Source organism: Winogradskya consettensis, from assembly GCF_018332715.1.
Taxonomy (GTDB): Bacteria; Actinomycetota; Actinomycetes; order Mycobacteriales; family Micromonosporaceae; genus Actinoplanes; species Actinoplanes consettensis.
On sequence record NZ_BOQP01000022.1, the window covers coordinates 37,956 to 57,352 of the forward strand.

Annotated in this window: 18 protein-coding genes; 6 read left to right on the top strand and 12 right to left on the bottom strand. The window is 70.2% G+C overall.

The features are described from left to right. Positions 1–16: 16 nt before the first annotated feature. The 3 genes from trpA to trpC are packed head-to-tail and all read right to left on the bottom strand — an operon-like array spanning position 17 to position 2,861. Positions 17–823 (bottom strand): tryptophan synthase subunit alpha, encoded by an 807-nt coding sequence (gene trpA / locus Aco04nite_RS21480; protein WP_212999042.1) that lies wholly within the window; start codon positions 821–823, stop codon positions 17–19. Further along, on the bottom strand, positions 820–2,061 hold the full coding sequence (gene trpB, locus Aco04nite_RS21485; protein WP_212999043.1) for a tryptophan synthase subunit beta: 1,242 nt from the start codon (positions 2,059–2,061) through the stop codon (positions 820–822). Before trpB ends, trpA begins: the two co-directional genes overlap by 4 nt. Further along, on the bottom strand, positions 2,058–2,861 hold the full coding sequence (trpC, locus tag Aco04nite_RS21490; protein ID WP_203834635.1) for an indole-3-glycerol phosphate synthase TrpC: 804 nt from the start codon (positions 2,859–2,861) through the stop codon (positions 2,058–2,060). The genes trpB and trpC overlap by 4 nt, the downstream gene beginning before the upstream one ends. Before the next feature lie 343 nt (positions 2,862–3,204). On the opposite strand from trpC, the gene Aco04nite_RS21495 reads away from it, so the two are divergent. Further along, positions 3,205–3,480, top strand: coding sequence for a hypothetical protein (locus tag Aco04nite_RS21495; RefSeq protein ID WP_212999044.1), 276 nt, complete (start codon positions 3,205–3,207; stop codon positions 3,478–3,480). A gap of 49 nt (positions 3,481–3,529) precedes the next feature. Here Aco04nite_RS21495 and Aco04nite_RS21500 read toward each other — a convergent pair whose 3' ends face one another. From Aco04nite_RS21500 to Aco04nite_RS21515, 4 genes are all read right to left on the bottom strand, one after another. After that, complete coding sequence (locus tag Aco04nite_RS21500) at positions 3,530–4,090, bottom strand: Trp biosynthesis-associated membrane protein (protein ID WP_438874928.1); 561 nt, start codon at positions 4,088–4,090, stop codon at positions 3,530–3,532. Positions 4,091–4,136: 46 nt separating this feature from the next. Beyond that, positions 4,137–5,678 carry an anthranilate synthase component I gene (locus tag Aco04nite_RS21505; RefSeq protein ID WP_212999046.1) on the bottom strand — a complete coding sequence of 514 codons (1,542 nt, stop codon included), beginning with the start codon at positions 5,676–5,678 and terminating at the stop codon, positions 4,137–4,139. Further along, a complete protein-coding gene (gene hisI / locus Aco04nite_RS21510; RefSeq protein WP_212999047.1) occupies positions 5,675–6,064 on the bottom strand; it encodes a phosphoribosyl-AMP cyclohydrolase in 390 nt (129 codons plus the stop codon). Before hisI ends, Aco04nite_RS21505 begins: the two co-directional genes overlap by 4 nt. Before the next feature lie 746 nt (positions 6,065–6,810). Then, the gene (locus Aco04nite_RS21515; RefSeq protein WP_212999048.1) at positions 6,811–7,167 is read right to left on the bottom strand and encodes a hypothetical protein; all 357 of its coding nucleotides are present in this window, start codon (positions 7,165–7,167) and stop codon (positions 6,811–6,813) included. A gap of 765 nt (positions 7,168–7,932) precedes the next feature. Here Aco04nite_RS21515 and Aco04nite_RS21520 point away from each other — a divergent pair. Next, the gene (locus tag Aco04nite_RS21520) at positions 7,933–10,470 is read left to right on the top strand and encodes a hypothetical protein (protein WP_212999049.1); all 2,538 of its coding nucleotides are present in this window, start codon (positions 7,933–7,935) and stop codon (positions 10,468–10,470) included. A gap of 260 nt (positions 10,471–10,730) precedes the next feature. Continuing rightward, positions 10,731–10,937 carry a TetR/AcrR family transcriptional regulator gene (locus tag Aco04nite_RS49940; RefSeq protein ID WP_308161653.1) on the top strand — a complete coding sequence of 69 codons (207 nt, stop codon included), beginning with the start codon at positions 10,731–10,733 and terminating at the stop codon, positions 10,935–10,937. Between the two features lie 6 nt (positions 10,938–10,943). Here the strand turns inward: Aco04nite_RS49940 and Aco04nite_RS21530 are convergent, their stop codons facing one another. Then, complete coding sequence (locus tag Aco04nite_RS21530) at positions 10,944–11,687, bottom strand: DUF2470 domain-containing protein (protein ID WP_212999050.1); 744 nt, start codon at positions 11,685–11,687, stop codon at positions 10,944–10,946. Positions 11,688–11,773: 86 nt separating this feature from the next. On the opposite strand from Aco04nite_RS21530, the gene rpsD reads away from it, so the two are divergent. Further along, positions 11,774–12,382 carry a 30S ribosomal protein S4 gene (gene rpsD / locus Aco04nite_RS21535; RefSeq protein WP_203834645.1) on the top strand — a complete coding sequence of 203 codons (609 nt, stop codon included), beginning with the start codon at positions 11,774–11,776 and terminating at the stop codon, positions 12,380–12,382. A 63-nt stretch (positions 12,383–12,445) separates the two neighbouring features. Here rpsD and Aco04nite_RS21540 read toward each other — a convergent pair whose 3' ends face one another. Further along, positions 12,446–14,191, bottom strand: a complete 1,746-nt coding sequence (locus Aco04nite_RS21540; RefSeq protein ID WP_212999164.1) for an ABC transporter ATP-binding protein — start codon at positions 14,189–14,191, stop codon at positions 12,446–12,448. 82 nt (positions 14,192–14,273) lie between these two features. Further along, entirely contained in the window at positions 14,274–16,061 is a 1,788-nt protein-coding gene (locus tag Aco04nite_RS21545) for an ABC transporter ATP-binding protein (protein WP_244876170.1), read from the bottom strand. Between the two features lie 173 nt (positions 16,062–16,234). Here Aco04nite_RS21545 and Aco04nite_RS21550 point away from each other — a divergent pair, with 173 nt between their 5' ends. After that, positions 16,235–16,849 carry a TIGR03085 family metal-binding protein gene (locus Aco04nite_RS21550; RefSeq protein ID WP_212999051.1) on the top strand — a complete coding sequence of 205 codons (615 nt, stop codon included), beginning with the start codon at positions 16,235–16,237 and terminating at the stop codon, positions 16,847–16,849. A 16-nt stretch (positions 16,850–16,865) separates the two neighbouring features. Here the strand turns inward: Aco04nite_RS21550 and Aco04nite_RS21555 are convergent, their stop codons facing one another. After that, complete coding sequence (locus Aco04nite_RS21555; RefSeq protein ID WP_212999052.1) at positions 16,866–17,717, bottom strand: alpha/beta hydrolase family protein; 852 nt, start codon at positions 17,715–17,717, stop codon at positions 16,866–16,868. A gap of 172 nt (positions 17,718–17,889) precedes the next feature. Here Aco04nite_RS21555 and Aco04nite_RS21560 point away from each other — a divergent pair, with 172 nt between their 5' ends. Continuing rightward, a complete protein-coding gene (locus tag Aco04nite_RS21560) occupies positions 17,890–18,411 on the top strand; it encodes a hypothetical protein (protein WP_212999053.1) in 522 nt (173 codons plus the stop codon). A 446-nt stretch (positions 18,412–18,857) separates the two neighbouring features. Here Aco04nite_RS21560 and Aco04nite_RS21565 read toward each other — a convergent pair whose 3' ends face one another. Then, positions 18,858–19,367: a hypothetical protein gene (locus tag Aco04nite_RS21565; RefSeq protein ID WP_212999054.1), complete on the bottom strand. Its 510-nt coding sequence runs from the start codon at positions 19,365–19,367 to the stop codon at positions 18,858–18,860. Positions 19,368–19,397 lie beyond the last annotated feature (30 nt).

Here is a 19,397-nt window from a genome sequence, read left to right on the forward strand (position 1 = left end):
CCCTACCGCCTTGCCATCAGGCGGGTTTGCCCGCGCGTACACCTTCTGCCAACTCGGCACTCAGCGCGCGCAGCCGCTGGTGCCCGGTCGCCAGATCCGGAGCCTCGAGAACGCACCGGATGAGTGCACTGCCGACGATCACGCCGTCGGCGAACGCGGCGACCTCGGCGGCCTGCGCACCGGTGCCGACACCGAGACCCACCCCGACGGGCAGGTCCGGGTCGGCGGCGCGGATGCGGGCGACCAGCTCGGGGGCCTGCGACGAGACGCTGGTCCGCGCGCCGGTGACCCCCATGAGGGCGGTGGCGTAGACGAAGCCCCGGCAGTTGGCGACCGTCATGGCCAGCCGCTCGTCGGTCGACGAGGGTGAGACCAGGAATGTCTTGTCGATGGCGTACTTGTCGGCGGCGGCGATCCACTCGCCGGCCTCGTCCGGGATCAGGTCCGGCGTGATCATGCCGGTGGCGCCCGCCGAGGCGAGGTCGCGGGCGAACGCGTCGACGCCGTACTTCTCGATCGGGTTCCAGTAGGTCATCAGCACGACCGTGGCGCCGGTGGCGGAGACAGCCTCGATGATCTTGAGGGTGTCCCGGGTGCGGACCCCGGCGGCCAGGGCGATGTCGCTCGCCTTCTGGATCACCGGCCCGTCCATCACCGGATCGGAGTACGGCAGCTCGACCTCGATGACGTCGCAGCCGGCCTCGGCCATGGCGACCATCGACGTGATCGAGTCGTCGACGGTGGGGAACCCCGCGGGCATGCAGCCGACGAGAACCGATCGGCCCTCCGCCTTGGCCTTACCGAACGTCGCGGCGATGCTCACGTGACTTCCCCCGGCACGATGACCTCGTTCTCATCAAGAATTCCGAAGTACGCCCCGGCGGTGTGCACGTCCTTGTCACCGCGCCCGGACAGGTTGATGATCATCGTCGCCGGGCGGCCCAGCTCGGCGGCGAGCCGCGGGGCGATCTTCGCGGCGCCGGCCAGCGCGTGCGCGCTCTCGATCGCCGGGATGATGCCCTCGGTGCGGCACAGCAGCTGGAACGCGGACATCGCCTCCGCGTCGGTGACCGGCTCGTAGCTCGCCCGGCCCGTGTCGTGCAGCCACGCGTGCTCCGGCCCGACACCCGGGTAGTCGAGCCCGGCCGAGATGGAGTGCGACTCCTTCGTCTGCCCGTCCTCGTCCTGCAGCAGGTAGGTGCGGTTCCCGTGCAGCACACCCACCGAACCACCGGTGATCGACGCCGCGTGCCGCCCGGTCTCGATGCCGTCGCCGCCGGCCTCGAAGCCGTACAGCCGCACGCCCTCGTCCGGGACGAACGCGTGGAAGATGCCGATCGCGTTGGACCCGCCACCGACACACGCGACGACCGCGTCGGGCAGCTTGCCGATCCTGTCCAGGATCTGCTCGCGGGCCTCGATGCCGATGCCGCCCACGAAGTCCCGGACGATCTCCGGGAACGGGTGCGGGCCGGCCGCCGTGCCGAGCAGGTAGTGCGTGGTGTCGACGCTGGAGACCCAGTCCCGCAGCGCCTCGTTCAGCGCGTCCTTCAACGTCCGCGAGCCGTTCGTGACGGGCACGACGGTGGCGCCGAGCATCCGCATCCGCGCGACGTTCAGCGCCTGCCGCTCGGTGTCCGTCTCGCCCATGTAGACGACGCACTCGAGATCGAGCAGCGCGGCGGCGGTGGCACTGGCGACGCCGTGCTGGCCGGCGCCGGTCTCCGCGATCACCCGCGGCTTGCCCATCCGCTTCGCGAGCAGCGCCTGGCCGAGCACGTTGCGGACCTTGTGCGCGCCGGTGTGGTTCAGGTCCTCACGCTTGAGGAACACCTCCGCACCGATGGCGTCGGAGAGCCGTTCGGCGCGGTAGAGCAGGGACGGCGTACCCGCGTAATCGCGCAACAGACCGGTGAAGCGTTCCTGGAAGACGGGGTCGTTCTTTGCCGATCGGTACGCGGCTTCGAGCTCGTCGAGCGCACCTACCAGCGCCTCGGGCACGAACCGTCCCCCGAACTGACCAAAATGTCCCGAAAGGTCGGGCAGTACGGGTGCACTCATCGGACCGGCCTCGGCGTCGCGGGGTGGTTGCCGGCGTTGACCAGCTCGGCGACCGCGTCACGAGGACTCTTCTGGGTGACAAGGCCCTCGCCGACCAGCACAGCGTCGGCGCCCGCGGAGGCGTACCGGATCAGGTCGTGCGGACCGCGCACCCCCGACTCGGCGATCTTCACGACGTTGTTCGGCAGCCCCGGCGCGATCCGCTCGAAGACGGACCGGTCCACCTCGAGAGTCCGCAGGTCCCGGGCGTTCACCCCGATGACCTGGGCACCGGCGTCCAGTGCCCGGTCGGCCTCTTCCTCGTTGTGCACCTCGACGAGCGCGGTCATGCCCAGCGACTCGATCCGCTCCAGCAGACCGGTCAGCACGTTCTGCTCGAGCGCCGCCACGATCAGCAGGACGAGGTCGGCACCGTGGGCGCGGGCCTCGTGGATCTGATAACTGGAGACGACGAAGTCCTTGCGAAGCACCGGCACGCCCACCGCAGCGCGCACCGCGGCCAGGTCGGCGAGCGAACCGCCGAACCACCGGCCCTCGGTCAGCACGCTGATACAGCGCGCACCACCGGCCGCATACTCGCCCGCCAGCACCGCCGGGTCGGGGATGTCGGCCAGCGCGCCCTTGGACGGCGACGACCGCTTCACCTCCGCGATCACTGCCACTCCGGGCTTGCGCAACGCCGCGTACGCGTCGATCGCCGGCGGAGCCGCCGCCGCGAGCTCGCGAACCTGGTCCAGCGAAACTTTCTCCTGCCGGGCCGCTACGTCTTCGCGTACCCCCTCGAGGATCTCCTCGAGCACATTCTGCGGTCCCGCACCACGCTGATCGGATGTCACCGAACGACTCCCCTCTCCGGGTGTCCTCGGCCCGATGCTAGGTGGCGGCCGTCCTGTCCAGCCCTCCGGGGTATGGCGATCCTCACGAGATGGGCTGCGGCATAATGCGCTGCCGGGCGACAGTTGTCATATCTGTCACACCCGCCCCACGCGTGTCGCTGCGCCCACCTGCGGCACCCTGGATGATCGGCTGACCCCGGAAGACTGTGACGGTGGCGTCACCCGGCCGAAATACGACTCCGGCACCCTGGGCTTCAGGCAAACTTGTCTCTGGTCCCTGGCGCCGACAGCTCTGTGGAGTCCTGACATGACCACTGCTTCTGCTTCCGCTGCGAGCAATGCCCCCGGTGAGAGTGGCTTCGCCGCCGCCTCCCGCACCTTTGTCTCCCGCACCGCCGAGTTTCTCACCGGCATGGAGCGCCGGATGATGGGCAACACCCGCACCGCCCAGAGCAACGCCTACGAGGCGATGCTCGCCGATCGCGCCCGAGCCCAGGCCCGCGCCGACATGGACGCCATGGTCGCCGCCCTCGCCGCAGCCCCCCGCGCCCGCAACAACACCCGCACCCCCGTCGCCCACTGACAGGCTCCACGCCCGGCCGCCCCGCGGCCCAGCGCATCCCCGCCTCTCACTACGTCGGGTCGTCCCCGCGGTCGAGGGCATCCCAGGCCGCGCGAGAGTTGACCGTCCCCTTCTCATCAACGACGGGCACGGCCTTCGACGACCGTTCGTAGCGAGCACCCATGCCCGGCCATTCGTGACCGTGCCGCAGTGCCTCCCACCCGCCGGCGACCACCACGAGCCCACCGGCCGCACAGAGCACCGCCCACGCCGTGGCCGATCCCGTGCTCCCGCTGAGCCCGGCCCGCCCCTCGACCGCGGCCACCGCAATCCCGGCCCCGGCCAGCACCAGCAACCCGCCGAGCACCCGCCGCGCGACCCCGCGGGTCGCGAGCAGCGCCCCGGCACCGGCCAGCGCGACCAACGCCAGCCCCAGTACCAGCGGCGCCGACTCACTCCCATCGAACTCGTGCTTCCGATCGAGCAGCCCCCCGGTGGTCGACACGGCCACCGTCCAGGTACGGGTAATGCCCCACAACGCCAGCCCGGCCCCCGCCGCACAGAGCACAACTGTGTAAGCCAGCCGCCGCCCCTTCCCCGGCCCCGCCGCCCCTTCAGGCCGCCCGCTCACAGGACCCGCCGCTCCATCAGGCAGCGCGTTCATCGAGCCCGCCCGTTCATCGGGCCGCGCGCAGCGTCTCGGCGGCTGCGATCGCGGCGAGCACCGCGGCGGCCTTGTTCCTGGTCTCCTGCTCCTCGGCAGCCGGATCGGAGTCGGCGACGATCCCCGCGCCCGCACCGACGTAGGCCTTGCCCGCACGCATCAGCGCAGTCCGGATCGCGATCGCCATGTCCATGTCGCCGCCGAACCCGAAATATCCGACAGTGCCCCCATAAAGCCCCCGCCGCACCGGCTCCAGGCTCTCGATGATCTCCATCGCGCGAACCTTGGGCGCCCCGGACAACGTCCCCGCCGGGAAGGTCGCGGCGAGCGCGTCGAACGCCGTCTGATCGTCGCGCAACTCCCCGACCACGGTCGAGACGATGTGCATGACGTGGCTGTACCGCTCGATCCGCGCGAAATCCGGCACCTCGACAGAGCCCGCCCGGCAGACCCGGCCCAGGTCGTTACGCCCCAGGTCGACGAGCATGACGTGCTCGGCGCGCTCCTTCGGGTCGGCCAGCAGCTCCGCGGCCAGCGCGTTGTCCAGCTCCGGGGTCGCGCCGCGCCAGCGGGTGCCGGCGATGGGGTGCAGCAGCGCACGGCGTACCCCACCCTCTTCGGCAGTGACCTTGAGATGCGCCTCGGGTGACGAACCCACGATGTCAAAATCATCGAACCGCAACAGATACATGTACGGGCTGGGGTTCGTCGCCCGCAGCACCCGGTAGACGTCCAGCGAGTCCGCGTCGGTCTCCCGCTCGAAACGCTGAGCGACCACGATCTGGAAGCACTCCCCGGCCCGGATCGCCTCCTTCGCCGTCTCGACCGCCTTCTGGTAGTCACCCGGCGCCGTTCTGCTGACCACCTCACCCGCCGCCACCCGCTCCACCGTGGAGATCATCGGCGGGGTCGGCCGGGAAAGCGCGGTGGTCATGGCATCAAGACGACCCACAGCCTGGTGGTACGCGGCCAGCGCCGCATCCCTGTCCGCGCCCTCGGCGAGCACCGCGTTCGCGACCAGGAACGCCGACCCGTCGAAGTGATCGAGCACGACGAGGTCGGTGGCGAGCATCATGCCCAGCTCGGGCAGCGGCACGTCATCGGTCGCGGTGACGGGCAACCGCTCGAACCGGCGGATCAGGTCGTAGCTCAGATAGCCGACCATGCCCCCGGTCAACGGCGGGAGCCCGGTTCCCGTACCCGGATCATCGGGGGTGGTCAGGGCCGCGACCGTCTCCCGCAGGGCGACCACAGGATCACCATCCAGCGGTACGCCCGCGGGTGGCGTCCCCAGCCACGCCGCCTGCCCGTCCCGCTCGATCAGCGTGGCCGCACTCCGCACCCCGATGAACGAATAGCGTGACCAGGTCGCTCCCCCGGCCCCCTGCTCGGCGGACTCGAGCAGGAACGTCCCCGGCCCCCCTGCCAGCTTGCGGTAGACCCCGATCGGCGTCTCCCCGTCAGCCAGCAACCGCCGCACCACCGGCACCACCCGCCGCCGCCCGGCCTGCTCGACAAAACCCGCCTCGTCCGGGACGACAGCGCCGCTGGTCACGCGTTCTCCTTGGTTACCGTGAGATCGTTCGAGAAGCAGGTGTGCGTCCCCGTGTGACAGGCCGCCCCCACCTGATCAACGGTCACCAGCAGCGCATCCCCGTCACAGTCGAGCGCCACCGACCGCACGAACTGGTGATGCCCCGAAGTAGCACCCTTCACCCAATACTCCTGCCGGCTCCGCGACCAGTACGTCGCGTGCCCGGTCGTGAGCGTCCGGTGCAAAGCTTCGTCATCCATCCACGCGAGCATCAGCACATCACCGCTGTCATGCTCGCGGACGATGGCGGCGACAAGGCCGTCGCTGCTACGACTCAGACGGGCGGCAATCGCCGGATCGAGGGAAGATGGCCGTACGGGCTGGTTCTCGAGGTCGCTGACTGGCACAGTCCCAGATTGTCCCGCATGGGTGGCGACCGTCCACACCCTGTGTCGCGTAACCCACGATCCGGTCACGGACCCGGACAGGGGGTGTGACCCCAGCGCCGGGAACGGTACCGTCGTCGTGCGCCGCGCCGGCCCCCGGCGCCCGCGCCCGTGTCCGCCGGCTCCCCCGACGGCCGCGCCGCCCCCGCGACGGGAGTCACGAGCAGATGGACCCGACGGCCACCAACGACGACGGGCAAGCCCAGCCCGCCGACGACCGCCCCTGGCCGGCCCCGGACTTCCTCGCCCCACCCGCCCCGGGCTCAGCCCCGGTCCCGGCCACCAGACCCGCACCCGATTCAGCTCCGGTCCCGACCACCAGGCCCGCCCCGGGCTCAGTTTCGGTCCCGGCCGCCAGGCCCGCACCGGGTTCAGCTCCGGTCCCGGCCGCCAGGCCCGCACCGGGTTCAGCTCCGGTCCCGGCCGCCAGGCCCGCAGCGGAGGAAACCTCTCCCTGGTACGCAGGCAGCGACACCGGCTCCCTGCCCACAGCCGCAGGCTCCTCAGGCTTCGGCAAATGGGCCTTCGACCGCCCCGTCTCCGCCCCCGCCAACCCCGGCCCCGCCGTGGCTGATTCTGCCGCCGCCGACCCTGCCGCCCTCGGCCCGGTCTCCGGCCCCGGCGTTTCCAACAGCCACCCCACAGGTCCGGCCGCATTCCCCCGCATCGCCGGAACTGCCCGCCCGGCCCCCATCCTCCCCGGCCCGTCAGGCTCCTTCCCCGCCTTCGAACGCCCCAAATCCCGCCCCACCCCCGAACCCCACCCCCCAGCGGACCCACCCCAGCCCATCCCCTCCCAGTCCACCTTCGGTCAGCCCGCCCCTGGCCAGCCCGCTTCCGGCCAGCCCGCTTCCGGCCAGCCCGCTCCCGGTCAGCCCGACCCCGGCCAGCTGCACCCCGGCCAGGCCACCGCCGATCAGCCCACCCCCGGCCAAGCCACGCCGGACCAACTCACCCCCGGCCGAGCCAACCCGGACCAGTTCGTTCCCGGCCAGGCCGATCCGGACCAGTTTGCTCCCGGGCAGCCCCGACTCCCCCGGGACCCGTTCCGCTCGGCCCTGCACACCCCCGAGACACCCCCCACTCAGGAATCACCCAGGCCGCGTCGCCTCTCCGACCAGTTCCCCTCGGACCGCTTCCGCGCCACGTTCGGCCCCGCGTCCCGCACCCCCCACGCAGCCGAACCCACCACCCCACCCCGCGCAGAAGACCACCCCACGGGGGAACCACCCGCGAACACCTGGCCCACCTCTCCTTCGAATGGCTGGGCCGGCACTTCGAATGGCTCGGCCGGCACTTCGGATCGCTTGGCCGGCACTTCGGATCGCTCGGCCGGCACCTCGGATCGCTCGGCCGGCACCTCGGATCGCTTGGGCGACTCTTCCGATCGCTGGGCTGACACCTCGGATCGCTGGGCCGGCACTTCGGACCGCTGGGCCGACTCTTCCGATCGCTGGGCCGACTCCCCGGATCGTTTGGCCGACTCTTCCGATCGCTGGGCCGACTCTTCGGAGGGCCAGGCCGGCGACATCTCAGCCGCCGAAGATCCCGGCGCAGCACGTCAGCCGGCTGATGACACTCCGGGTGACCGCTGGCCGGGTGACGAGCCCGCGGCAGGACGATCGGTTTCCCCGGAGCCCAGTGACGCGCCGGCGCAGACCCCATCCCCCTGGGCGGTCAGCCCTCCGCCGTGGTCGGCCCGCAACACCCCTTGGTCACCGGGTACGCCATGGGCGGCTGGCGCCACACCCTCCAACGCGGCACCCGAGCCATCGGCCACGCCCACTTCGGACAAATCACCCACCTCAGACGCCGCGGATTGGGACAACGTGGCGAAAGCCGCCTCGCCCACAGCGGGTGGGCCACTGATCCCGGGTGACACCGCATCCGAGGAAGAATCGGAGCAGCAGGAGAACGCAGCAGGTAACGGCGACACGGAAATGGTGGCGCTCGGTTCGCGCAGGCCGATGGACGGTCTGCCCGGCGGGGCTGTCAACGGATGGAACGACCAGGGAGGCTTCCCACCCTTGGAGACCAACGGACACCGCGTGAACGGCCACAGCCACGGCGACACCTCGCCGCGCAACGGCAGTGCCCCGGACCCGGACCCCCGGCCTCAGCCGCGCACCAACCCGCTGGCGATGTCCCGCTCCCCCTTCACCCCGCCACCCCCGGAAACCCCACCGCTGTACGCCCCCTCGCCCTTCGCGATCCCCGGCAATCCCCCGGTCCCCGAGCCCCCGGCCACGGACCCGGACGCGGTACCAACAGCGAGCAGCCCCGAGGACCACATCCCGGACGCCGCTCTCTCCTACGGGGAAGCCACCTTCGGCAGAGACCCGGACAACGACCTCTACGGTGAAAGCCTGACCGGCCGTAGCACCCCGTTCACCAGCGACGACCCGTTGTCCCCGGATTCCCCCCTGCCCGCCGGCGACCCCCTGACCGGCGACTTCCTGGGCCCCGACACCCTCATCCCCAGCAGCGACGACCTCTACGGCGAACGCCTCACCGGCCGCAACCGCGCCTACGAACCCGACCCGGACCCCACCGAGACAGTCGGCCGCCGCCGCCAGCGCACCCCCGACGACCTCACCGACGTCCCCACCTGGCCGAACTCCCCGACCACCCCATCCAGCCAGACCGGCCCATCGAGCCAGACCACCCCAGCCGGCCAGACCGGTCAGACGGGCGGGGCCACCCAAGCCGGCGAGACCAGCCCGGCCACCTCTCAGCCCGAGGCCACCCCGCAGCAGACCGGCACCTACGCCGCGCGCGAAAACCTCGCCGCCACGCCCGACGAACCCCCACCGCCCGCCGCCCCGATCTCGCACCCCGAAGACCGCCCGGTGGAGCCCCGCCCCATCTACTACGGCCACAACCCCTTCACCCCGGACACCCCAGCCCGCCCGATCACCTCTCCACCAGCCCAGACGCCGCAGATCCAGACGCCGCAGGGTGAAACGCCCCCGAGCGACGCAGCGGTCGTGCAGACGCCGACGGGTGAAGTCCCCACGGACCAGACACACGTGGGCCAGACCTACACTGGGCAGACCTACACGGGCTCGACCGCTACGCATCCCGATCCGATTGATGCGGATGACGTCGCAGCTCAGGTGCCCTATTCGGCGAGTCGCTCAGTGTCGGGCCCGCCTGCTGCGCCCCGGTCCATTCCCGGGCTGACTCCGCCGGCGGATCAGTTGCCCGGTCCCGTCCAGCCGGCCGCCGAACCGGAACCGACTTCGGCCTGGGAGGCTCCCCGCCCGCCCGTGGACGCCGATCCCACAGCTGGAATCACCGGTTCGACGAGGCCGATCCCAGGGTTGACCCCCACCGCCGGGCCGGTTTCGGCCGCGCCTGACCCGACCTTCGCGGACCTTCCCGGCGCGAGCAGCACAACACCCGCAGACCTGCAGGGCGAGAATGGCGCGGCAAGTGCGCGGGAGTCGCTTGCTGATCTGCCGACTGTTCCTCAGGAGAGTTCTTCGGGTGGGCGGCGTCGACGACGTGACGATGATGAGCCGGCCGCGGATTTCCTGGCCATGTGGCGAGCCGCGGATGACGCACCGGCGCGCCGGCGGGCAGCCTGGGAGAGCGACGAAGCCGAACAAGCCACAACCGGCCAGCCCGTAGCCGACCCGCCCGCAGCCGCCCAAGAGACAGCCGCCGAAGACAAAGCCGGCCCAGACAAAGCGGTCCCAGACAAAGCGGTCCCAGACAAAGCGGTCCCAGACAAAGCGGTCCCGGCCGAAACCGCCGCGGACAAAGCCGATGAAGCCGCGATCGGTAGAGCCACGGTCGGCTCGGCTTCGGGAGCTGTTCCCGCAGACGGGGACGAGGGCGAGAACGACGACCCGACCGGCGTGAGCGAGCTGGCAGACGCCGCCGGCACGGTCATGGAAGCGGAAACAGCCGAGCACGGCGAAGTGCCGGAGACCGACGACACGATCACCGGCGTGGCCGACACGGCTGAAACCCCCACCGGGGCGACCGGTGACGGCGAGACCGTTGAGGTCATCGAGGTGATCGCGGAGCCGGTTGACGGCGGAGGCACCGGGGAGCCTGCCTCGCAGTTGAAGCCGGGCGATGTCGGGGAGACCGCGATCTCGTTCTGGGATCCCGCGGCCGGGCAGCAGTTCCGGGGTGAGTGGCACGAGGTGAAGGCTCAGTTCGTGGACGATCCGGTGGCGGCTCTGGGCCGGGCCCGGGATCTGCTGACCGAGGCTGTTCATGAGCTGACGGAGTCGATGCTGGCCGAGCGGGATGAACTCGACCCGCTCCGGGAGACCTCCGCTCCGGACACCGAGAGTATGCGGATCGCCATGCGCGGCTACACCGAGTTCCTCGAGCGGATCCTTGCCCTCTGAGGGGAGGGTGTTCACGACGCGCGGGTCGGACTGCCCGTAGGTCGACTCCGTGTGCGAGTGAGCGGGTCACGGCGATGACGTCGGTCGCCGGGGGCGGGTGTTCTGGGAGTGGCACGGCAGGGCGTACGCGTCCGTCACCGGCCCCCGAACGGGTACGGCGCCGGTGCCGCAGGGCGAGACCTTCACAGGCATCGAGTTCGCCCCGAGCACGTCGCTGTGGACGATGCCGGCTCGCGGCCCTGGTCGACGGCGGCATCGAGTTGCCGGACACCGCGCGCACGAGGTTCCGGCTGGACGGCTCGCGCTCGGAGGCGCCGCTGCGGTTTGTGCTGGTCGCCACGCAGATCGCGGGGCCGGCGGTGGTCCGCTACGTGCTCGAGGTGGAGCCGGTCGCGTCAGCCCCGGCCGAGCAGCTGGTAGCCACTGCCGGCCCGAACGTGCGGCGCTACCTGACGGGCGACCTGTAGAACCGGTCAGGCAGCCTCTTCCTCCTGGTGACCGCAGCGGTGGCAGAGCACCGGGTGCAGCAGGTGAGCAAGGTCGTGACGGTCGGTGACGGGGCGCGGGAACGCGAGCCGGGCGAGCCGGTCGCCGAGCCGGACCATGAACCCGTACCGGTCGAGGCGGACCACCCGGGGGTCGTCGCCGGGGCGGGCGGCCGGGCCGAGCTGGCGCCGGACGTAGTCGGACATCTCCACGACGTGGTGGTCGGAGAGATCGGCGATCAGGTCGAATTCGATCGCGCGCAGCGGGTCGGGCAGGGCTTCGGCGTACTCGTCGGGGTCGACGTCCACGAGCACGGTGTTGCGTTCGTAGCGCACCTCGGCCACGTCCATGCGATGGATGACCTGGGTGTCCCCGACGTCGAGCAGGTCCGTGGCCGGGTCGGTCTCGGCGTAGTCGAGCGCCGCCTGGCGAGCCTCGGGGCCGTCGAGACGGGTGGCCCAGCCGGCGACCCAGATGCGGCCGAGCGAGGGCGCCCCGGTGACCGGTGGCACATCGGAAATATCGAGGACGAGCGCGGTGTCATCCACATCGGGTCCAGGGCGCAGGGCTGCGGTCAGCGCACCGTCGCTGGGCGAGAGCAGCAGCACCCGGCCCTGGGCGTCGGTCACGTGCCGCACGGGGTGCGGTCCCGGGCGGCAGGCGATGTGCGCGGTGGCGGGCAGATGGCCGGCCGCAAGGGTTCGCGCGACCTCGGCATGGGTGGGCTGCATGTCAGGATCCTCCGGGCATCGGTTAGCCTTACCTTAGTAAGGCAAGGCTAACCGTAACACCCGTCCCGGAGGAATGAAGATCGCCCGTGAACAACTCCCGACCCAAGGCCCGGCTGTCGCGGGCTCTCGGCATTCCACTCACCCGTAAGTGCGTCAAGTACTTCGAGCGGCGCCCGTTCCCGCCCGGTGTGCACGGTCGTGGCCGGCGTAAGGCATCGGACTACCAGGTCCGGCTGCTCGAGAAGCAGCGGCTGCGGCACCAGTACAACATCAGCGAGACCCAGATGCGGGCGGCGTACGACGAGGCGCAGCGCAAGGAGGGCAAGACCGGCGAGAACCTGGTCGCGTATTTGGAGAGCCGTCTCGACGCGACCGTTCAGCGCGCCGGTCTGGCCCGCACGATCTACCAGGCCCGCCAGCTCGTCGCGCACGGTCACTTCACCGTGGACGGCAAGAAGGTCGACCGCCCGTCGTACCGGCTCAAGCCCGGTCAGGTCGTTGAGGTCCGCGAGAGCAGCCGGCAGAAGCCGCCGTTCCAGATCGCTGCCACCGGAGCGCACCTGGACGGGCCGACCGCGCCGTACCTCTCCACCGTGGTCGAGGACCTGCGCACGACCGTGATCCGCAAGCCGTTGCGCTCCGAGGTCCCGGTCATCTGTGACGAGCAGCTCGTCGTCGAGTTCTACGCGCGCTGATCGCAATCTGTTGAAGGCTCGGCACAACGAAGTGCTGAGCCTTCAACGCACTAAAGAGGGACTTCAGCGTGTCTGCTCCAGCCAGCTGGCGTACAGGCTGGCGTAGATAGAGCCCTCCTGAGCGAGCAGAACAGCGTGCGGGCCGCGTTGCACGACACGCCCGGCGTCCACCACGATCACCTCGTCGGCTGACTCCGCGGTGGACAGCCGGTGCGCGATGGCCACGGTCGTCCGCCCCCGCGTCACCGCATCGAGGGCGTGTTGCAGCCGCACCTCGGTCGCCGGGTCGACGGCACTCGTGGCCTCGTCGAGAACAAGAAGATCAGGATCCGCGACGTACGCCCGGACGAGCGCGACCAGCTGCCTTTCGCCCACGCTCAACGCCTCCCCGCGCTCCCCCACCGGCGTGTCGAGACGCTGCGGCAAGCCGGCGAGCCAGTCCCCGAGGCCCAGCTCGACAAACGCCAGCTCGAGCTCGTCGTCGCTGAGCTCCGGACGCGCGAAGCGGATGTTCTCGGCGACCGTCGCGTCGAACAGGAAGCCGTCCTGCGGGACCATGACGACCCGCGACCGCAGCGAGTCGAACCGTACGGTCGTCAGTGGCGTGCCGCCGAGCAGCACCTCGCCGCCGGCCGGGTCCATGAGCCGGGTGAGCAGTTTGGCGAATGTCGTCTTGCCGCTGCCGGTCTCGCCGACCACCGCGACCTTGGTGCGCGCGGCGATCTCCAGGTCCACGTCGGAGAGCACGACCGGGCCGCCCGGGTAGCGGTAGGAGACGTCCGCGAAGCGCACCGACAGCGGGCCCGGCGGCAGCCCGACGCCATTCTGGTCGGGGTCGGCGACGTCCGGGTCGATGTCGAGCACGTCGAGCACGCGCCGCCAGCCGGCCACCGCGTTCTGCGCCTCGTTGAGCACCTCGGTGGCGATCTGCACCGGCTGGATGAACAGCGTGACCAGGAACAGGAACGCCGTCAGCTTGCCGACGGTCAGCCCGCCGTCCACGCCGAGCAGCACCCCGACGACGACCACGGCCGACAACGCGAGCCCGGCGGCGATCTCCCCGGTGGAGAAACTGGTGACACTGGTACGCAGTGCGCGCTGCTGCGCCGACCGCAGATCGACGATCGCGGTGTCGAGCCGCTTCTCGGTGCGCCCGGCCACGCCGTAGGCCCGGATCACCGTGGCACCGACGACGCTCTCGGCGACCGCGCCCAGCATGACGCCGGTGCGCTCGCGGACGATCCGGTAGACGCCGGCAAGCCGCTTCTGGAAGAGCCGGATCACGATGACGGCCGGCACGAACGCGGCGAAGACCACGAGGGTGAGCTGCCACGAGTAGACCAGCATGACGATCGTGGTGACCACCAGCTGCCCGCTGGTCATCAGCAGCATCACGCCGCCGGTCTGCAGGAACTGGGTGATCTGGTCGACGTCACCGGTGACCCGCGACGTCAGCGACCCGCGCCGCTCGGACTGCTGGTGCAGCATCGACAGGTCGTGGATGTGCCGGAACGTACGGGTACGCAGCGCGGCCAGCGCGGTCTCGCTCACCGTGAACAGCCGCCGCGTCATCCAGTAACCGGCGAGCGTGGAGACCGCGAGCAGCGCCAGCGTGAGCAGCACGATCACCGTGATCGTGCCCAGATGCGGCCCGCCGGGCGCGCGGATGCCCCGGTCGATGCCCTGCTGGATGGCGATCGGCACGGCGACCCGCCCGGCCATCGAGACGAACGCGAGCACCAGCGTGCCGGCCAGCCCGGGCCGCAACTCGGGCGACAGCGCCACCCCGCGCTTCACGGTCGCGAGCATGCCCTCTTCAACAACCGCGGTGCTCACGCTGCGCTCACCTTGTCATGCCCTCCCGGCCCTTGCTTCGCTGCGGTGCAGTCGGTCATGACGGGACCTCCTCTACCAGCTCTTTTTTCTCGTACGCCGTCACGAGCCCCAAATACCCTGGCTCCGAGGCCATGAGCTCCGCGTGTGTCCCCGTAGCGACAACCTTGCCGTCCTCCAGGTAGACCACCGAGTCGGCGAGCGCGATCGTGGCCCGCCGGTAGGCGACCACCAGGATCGACGCGCCGGCGTCGTGCCCCCGCAGCGAGGCGAGGATGGCCGCCTCGACGCGCGGGTCGACAGCGCTGGTCGCGTCGTCGAGCACGAGCAGCCGGGGCCGCCCGGCCAGCGCGCGGGCCAGGGTGATCCGCTGACGCTGGCCGCCGGAGAGCGAGGTGCCCCGCTCGCCGACCGCGGTGTCGAGCCCGTCGGGCAGTTTGCTGACGAAGCCCTCAGCCTCGGCGAGCCGCAACGCCTGGTGCGCCGCGTCGTCGTCGATGTCCTCGCGGTCGAGGGTCACGTTGCCGCGGACGGTGTCGTCGAACACGAACGGCACCTGCGGGACAAGCGCGGACGTACGCGCGAGCGCGGCGCCACTGAGGTCGGGCAGCGGCACGCCGTCCACCGACACGTGACCGCTCGCCGGGTCGACCAGGCGCACGGCCAGGGACGCGATCGTGGACTTGCCGGAGCCGGTGGCGCCCACCAGTGCGACTGTCTGCCCCGCGGGCACGGTGAAAGTGATGTCGTGGAGAACGTCGGCGCTCCCCGCGTACGCAAAGGAGACCTGGTCGAAGTGCAGGGTGGCCGGACCGGTCCCGGGGTTTCCGGCTTCGCCGTAGGCGAGGTCGCCGCTCGCGCCGAGAACGGCCTGGACCCGTTCCCAGCCGGCGACGCTGCGCGGCAGCTCGCCGATCAGCCAGCCGATCGCCCGCACCGGGAAAGCCAGCACGGTGAACAGGAACGCGACGCTGACCAGCTCGGACACGGTGATCGCGCCCTGCTGCAGCCGCCACGCGCCGATCAGCAGGACGGCGAGGGTGCCGATGCTGGGCAGCGCGTCGAGCAGCGGGTCGAACAATCCTCGCAGCCGGCCCACGGAGATCAGCGCGTCCCGCAGCTCACTGACGTGCACCCGGAACCGCCGCGACTCGTCGGCCTCGCGGCCCATGGTCTTGACCACCAGGGCGCCGTCGAAGCTCTCGTGCGCGACCGCGCTGACCTTGCCGCGCAGCTGCTGTGCCCGGATCTGCCGGGGCGACATGCTGCGCGAATAGGCCAGATTGAGCAGGAAGAGGGCGGGGAAGAGCAGCACGCCGATCAGCGCGAGCACCCAGTCGACCACGAAGAGCGAGACCACCGCGGCCAGGATCATCACGACCGTCCCGACTGCGAACGGCAGCGGCGCGATCGGCGCGAATGCGGCCTCGACGTCGGAGTTGGCGTTGGAGAGCAGGGTGCCGGTGGCGTGCCGCTGATGCCACGCGGGCGGGAGCGCCAGGTAACGGCGGGTGACCGCGCTGCGGTAGCGGGCCTGCAGCCGGAACTGCATGAACCCTGCACCCAGTCGACGCCCGTAGATGCTCGCGACCCGCAGCAGCGAGATCCCGATGAACGTCACCGCGATCAGCGCGAGCTCCCGCGCGCCCGCCCGGTGCTCGGAGAACGCCGGCACCACCACCCGGCCGATGACCGCGCCGACGACGTAGGAGTTGGCGATCACCAGCAGGCCGAACATGCTGCTGCCGGCAACGCCGATGGTGAAGAGCCGGGGCTCCATGCGGATCGCCTGGCGCAGGACACGAAGGCCCCGGCCCAGCACGTCCTGGCTGGCCCTCGTGGTCACAGATTTCCCGCCCTGGGTAAGTCCCTGCCGGCCGAACCGGCCTTACCGGTCTATCCTGCCCAACCGCCCGTGTTAAGCCACGGGATTTACATTGTGTCCACGATTACACCGTTGCGCTGCCCCGCGCCACGTGGGCCGCGCGAGTTGGGTCACATGGATCTAGGATCATGAACATGACCGACCACGCGCGCGCCGAACGCCGTCTGCTCGCCGACCTCTTCACCGAGATCGGCCCGGACGCCCCGACGTGCTGCACCGGCTGGGACACCCGCGACCTCGCCGCCCACCTGGTGGTCCGCGAGCGCCGCCCGGACGCCATCGCCGGCAACCTCATCGCCCCGCTGGCCGGGCACGGCGAGCACGTCCGCAAGCAGACCGCGACCCGGCCGTACGACGAGATCATCGCGGAGCTGCGCACCCCGCCCTGGTGGAGCATGGTGAGCAACCCGATCACCGACGAACTGGCCAACGGCATCGAGTTCTTCATCCATCACGAGGACGTCCGCCGCGCCCAGCCCGGCTGGGAGCCCCGCGACCTCACCCCGGAACATCAGGGCTCGCTGTGGAAGGCCGCCAAGCTCACCTCCCGCATGGTCCTGCGCAAACACAAGCCGATCCGCGTCGAGTCCCCCGGCTTCGGCGTCTTCCAGGTCGGCGACGGCGAGCCGTCCGCCACCCTCACCGGCCCACCCGCCGAGCTGGTCCTCTTCCTCTCCGGCCGTCAGCAACACGCCCGGGTCGACATCACCGGCGACGGCAGCATCCGCACCGCCGACCTCAGCCACTGACCGGCCGCGCTGCCCGCTACTTGGACTCGATGCTCCCCAACCCCGCATCCACCTCGACGGTGAACTCCTCCGAGTAGAGCGCACTGCGCAGATAAGCCGTCGTCACCCGCTGAATCAGCGCCACCCGCTCAGGACTCTCATCGGTGGTCTCCGCGGCCTCATACCCGACAATGCCGCCGAGCGAATGCTCCGCCCCGAAAACGGTCAGCAAACTCTTACGCCCCGGGCTGTGCCGATAGGGATCGGCCATCCATTCCGCACCCCGGTGGGACAACGGCGAATCATCCTTGTCCCCCACCACCACCAACGCCGGCGTCTCCATGCCCGCGAACTCCGGATTCATGAACGGAAAACGCTCCGCGGCAAACGGCGTCAAATCCGCCCCGCCATTCCCCGCGGTAGCCAGCAACACACCAGCCTTGACCCGCTCATCCCGATAGTCCTCCCCACCCCGCACCCGCAACCCCAGCAAGTTACCCGCCGTCTGCCCCCCGAACGAATGCCCCGCCACCGCAATCCGCCCCCGATCAATCCCGCCCGGGACCCGCGCCTCCACCTCATCAAGCCGATCCAAAATCAGCTTCAGATCCCGAACCCGGAACCGCCAGATCTCCGGCACCCGCGGATCCCCCTGCGCCAACCCCACAGTCCGCGAATCAAGATGCGTCGGCTGAACAACAACAAACCCCCGCCCCGCCCAATAGTCTGCCAACGGCCCATAACCCTCCAACGAGGACCCAAACCCGTGCGAAAAAACAATAAGAGGCCACTCGCCACCCCCCACAGGCGCCGAAATCCGCACCCGCAGATCCACACCCCTACCGGGCGCCGCCAGCACAACAGGTTTGACAGAAACAACTTCGCTCACGCCCCAGGACGCTACTAACCAAAAGACAGTAGGTACCTAGAGGAAAGCGACCCCCACGTGGCCCACACCACACCGCCTCACGGCATCCCGCGGCTCCGCAAGCCTCGGGGCGTCCGGCCGAGCACCTCCGGCAACGGATCAATGAGCCGCAGCTGCGCCGATAGATCGCCTCGTGGTGCATGATCCGGTTCCGGAACAAGCGCAGATGCTCGAAGTGCCGATGCATGTCACCTCGCGGCCCCCGAAAGCCGGGCCGGAAGACGCGAAAGAGCGCCGGTCGCCACAGGGCTACCTCATTCGTCCTGCTCAGCAGCGAAACCCAGAAGCCGAATGTCATCGACGCCACGACATCGTCGGCGGAGGGCTCACGCTGCAACGATCGGCGCAGGCTGGAGACGGTCTCATCAACCGGCCGTCGGCCAAGGCCCGCGAGAGGGACCACATTCCACCAGTCGGCCCGGCCGTAGCGTTCCGTCAGAGCGTCATGAAAGGCGTTCCGCATCGCGATCTCCAAGCAGTGCAGCGCCGGATAGAAAGCCGCCGCGGCCTGGACGTTCCACCAATAGAGGCTCAGGACTTCCGACCTGTCGCCCGCGCAGTCTCGGAGGTAGGCCTGAAAGCGCGCTTCCGACAGGAATTTTCCCATCCAGCGTTGATCATCTTCCGGCATGGCCACGTTCGCCTGTTCCGGTAGGGCAGCCATCGTGGTAGCCTTGTCCCCGTACGCCCCGGGACCCGCCTCTGCTTGCATGCAACCCGGGGCAAAGTTATTTCTGGACCCCGGCACGTCGCGCCCTGCACCAGCAGCACGAAGGCATTAGGGGTTGCTCCAGGACTAGCGGGCGATAGACTACCCCACCAAAGCCTTCAGCACGACAGGCGCCTTGAATCCACGGGCCGCCCCGGGCGCCAAGTTCAACACGCCCCGTGACGCAACGCGGCCCCTTGAGCTCGCCACTCAGGCCTACACCCGACGCCTCTCCATCACCCACGAAAAAGCGCCAGCAGTCGGATTCACGACGTCTCTGGGCGATGAAAAGGTGAAGGCAGCACCGGTACTATGTGGACCTAACCCCGAGACCCGCCTCTGCTTGCAAGCGACCCGGGGTCAATTATTTTCCGGACATCCGCCGCCGGCGATCAGTCGTCCGAGCCGCCGCCACTGCTGCGCAATGCGAGCGCAGGCTGGGCGCCGGAGCAGGTGATCGTGAATTTGACGCGGTTGTGGTTGTCCGAGGTTGAGCGGAATTCGCCCTCGTTGCCCTGCTGCTCGTGCAGCGAGAAGCCCGGACGCGGCGACATCGTGACGATCTCCGCCTGCCCGGCGGCACACCGGGCCACCACCGTGCCGCCCCGTGTCACCAGGGTCTTGCTCGCCACGCCCGGGGTGCGCGAGGCCGAGGCGGAAGGGCTCGGACTGCTGCCGACGCCCTCCGCAGCCGACGGAACGACAGCAGACGGGACGACAGCAGACGGGCTGGCGGGCGGCTGTTCGCGGAGCAGCCGGTCGACCTCGGCGGCGCTCAACGGCTTGTTCTCGGGCGTGGTCAGGCCGGTGCCGATGACGCTGAGGGCCGCGATGCCGATCGCGACGGCCAGGGTGGCTGCGCTGAGCCAGCCGGCTGCGGCGAGGAGCGTTCTGCGGTTCACCTGGTCGACTATGCCCGGGGGTTGGCTAAG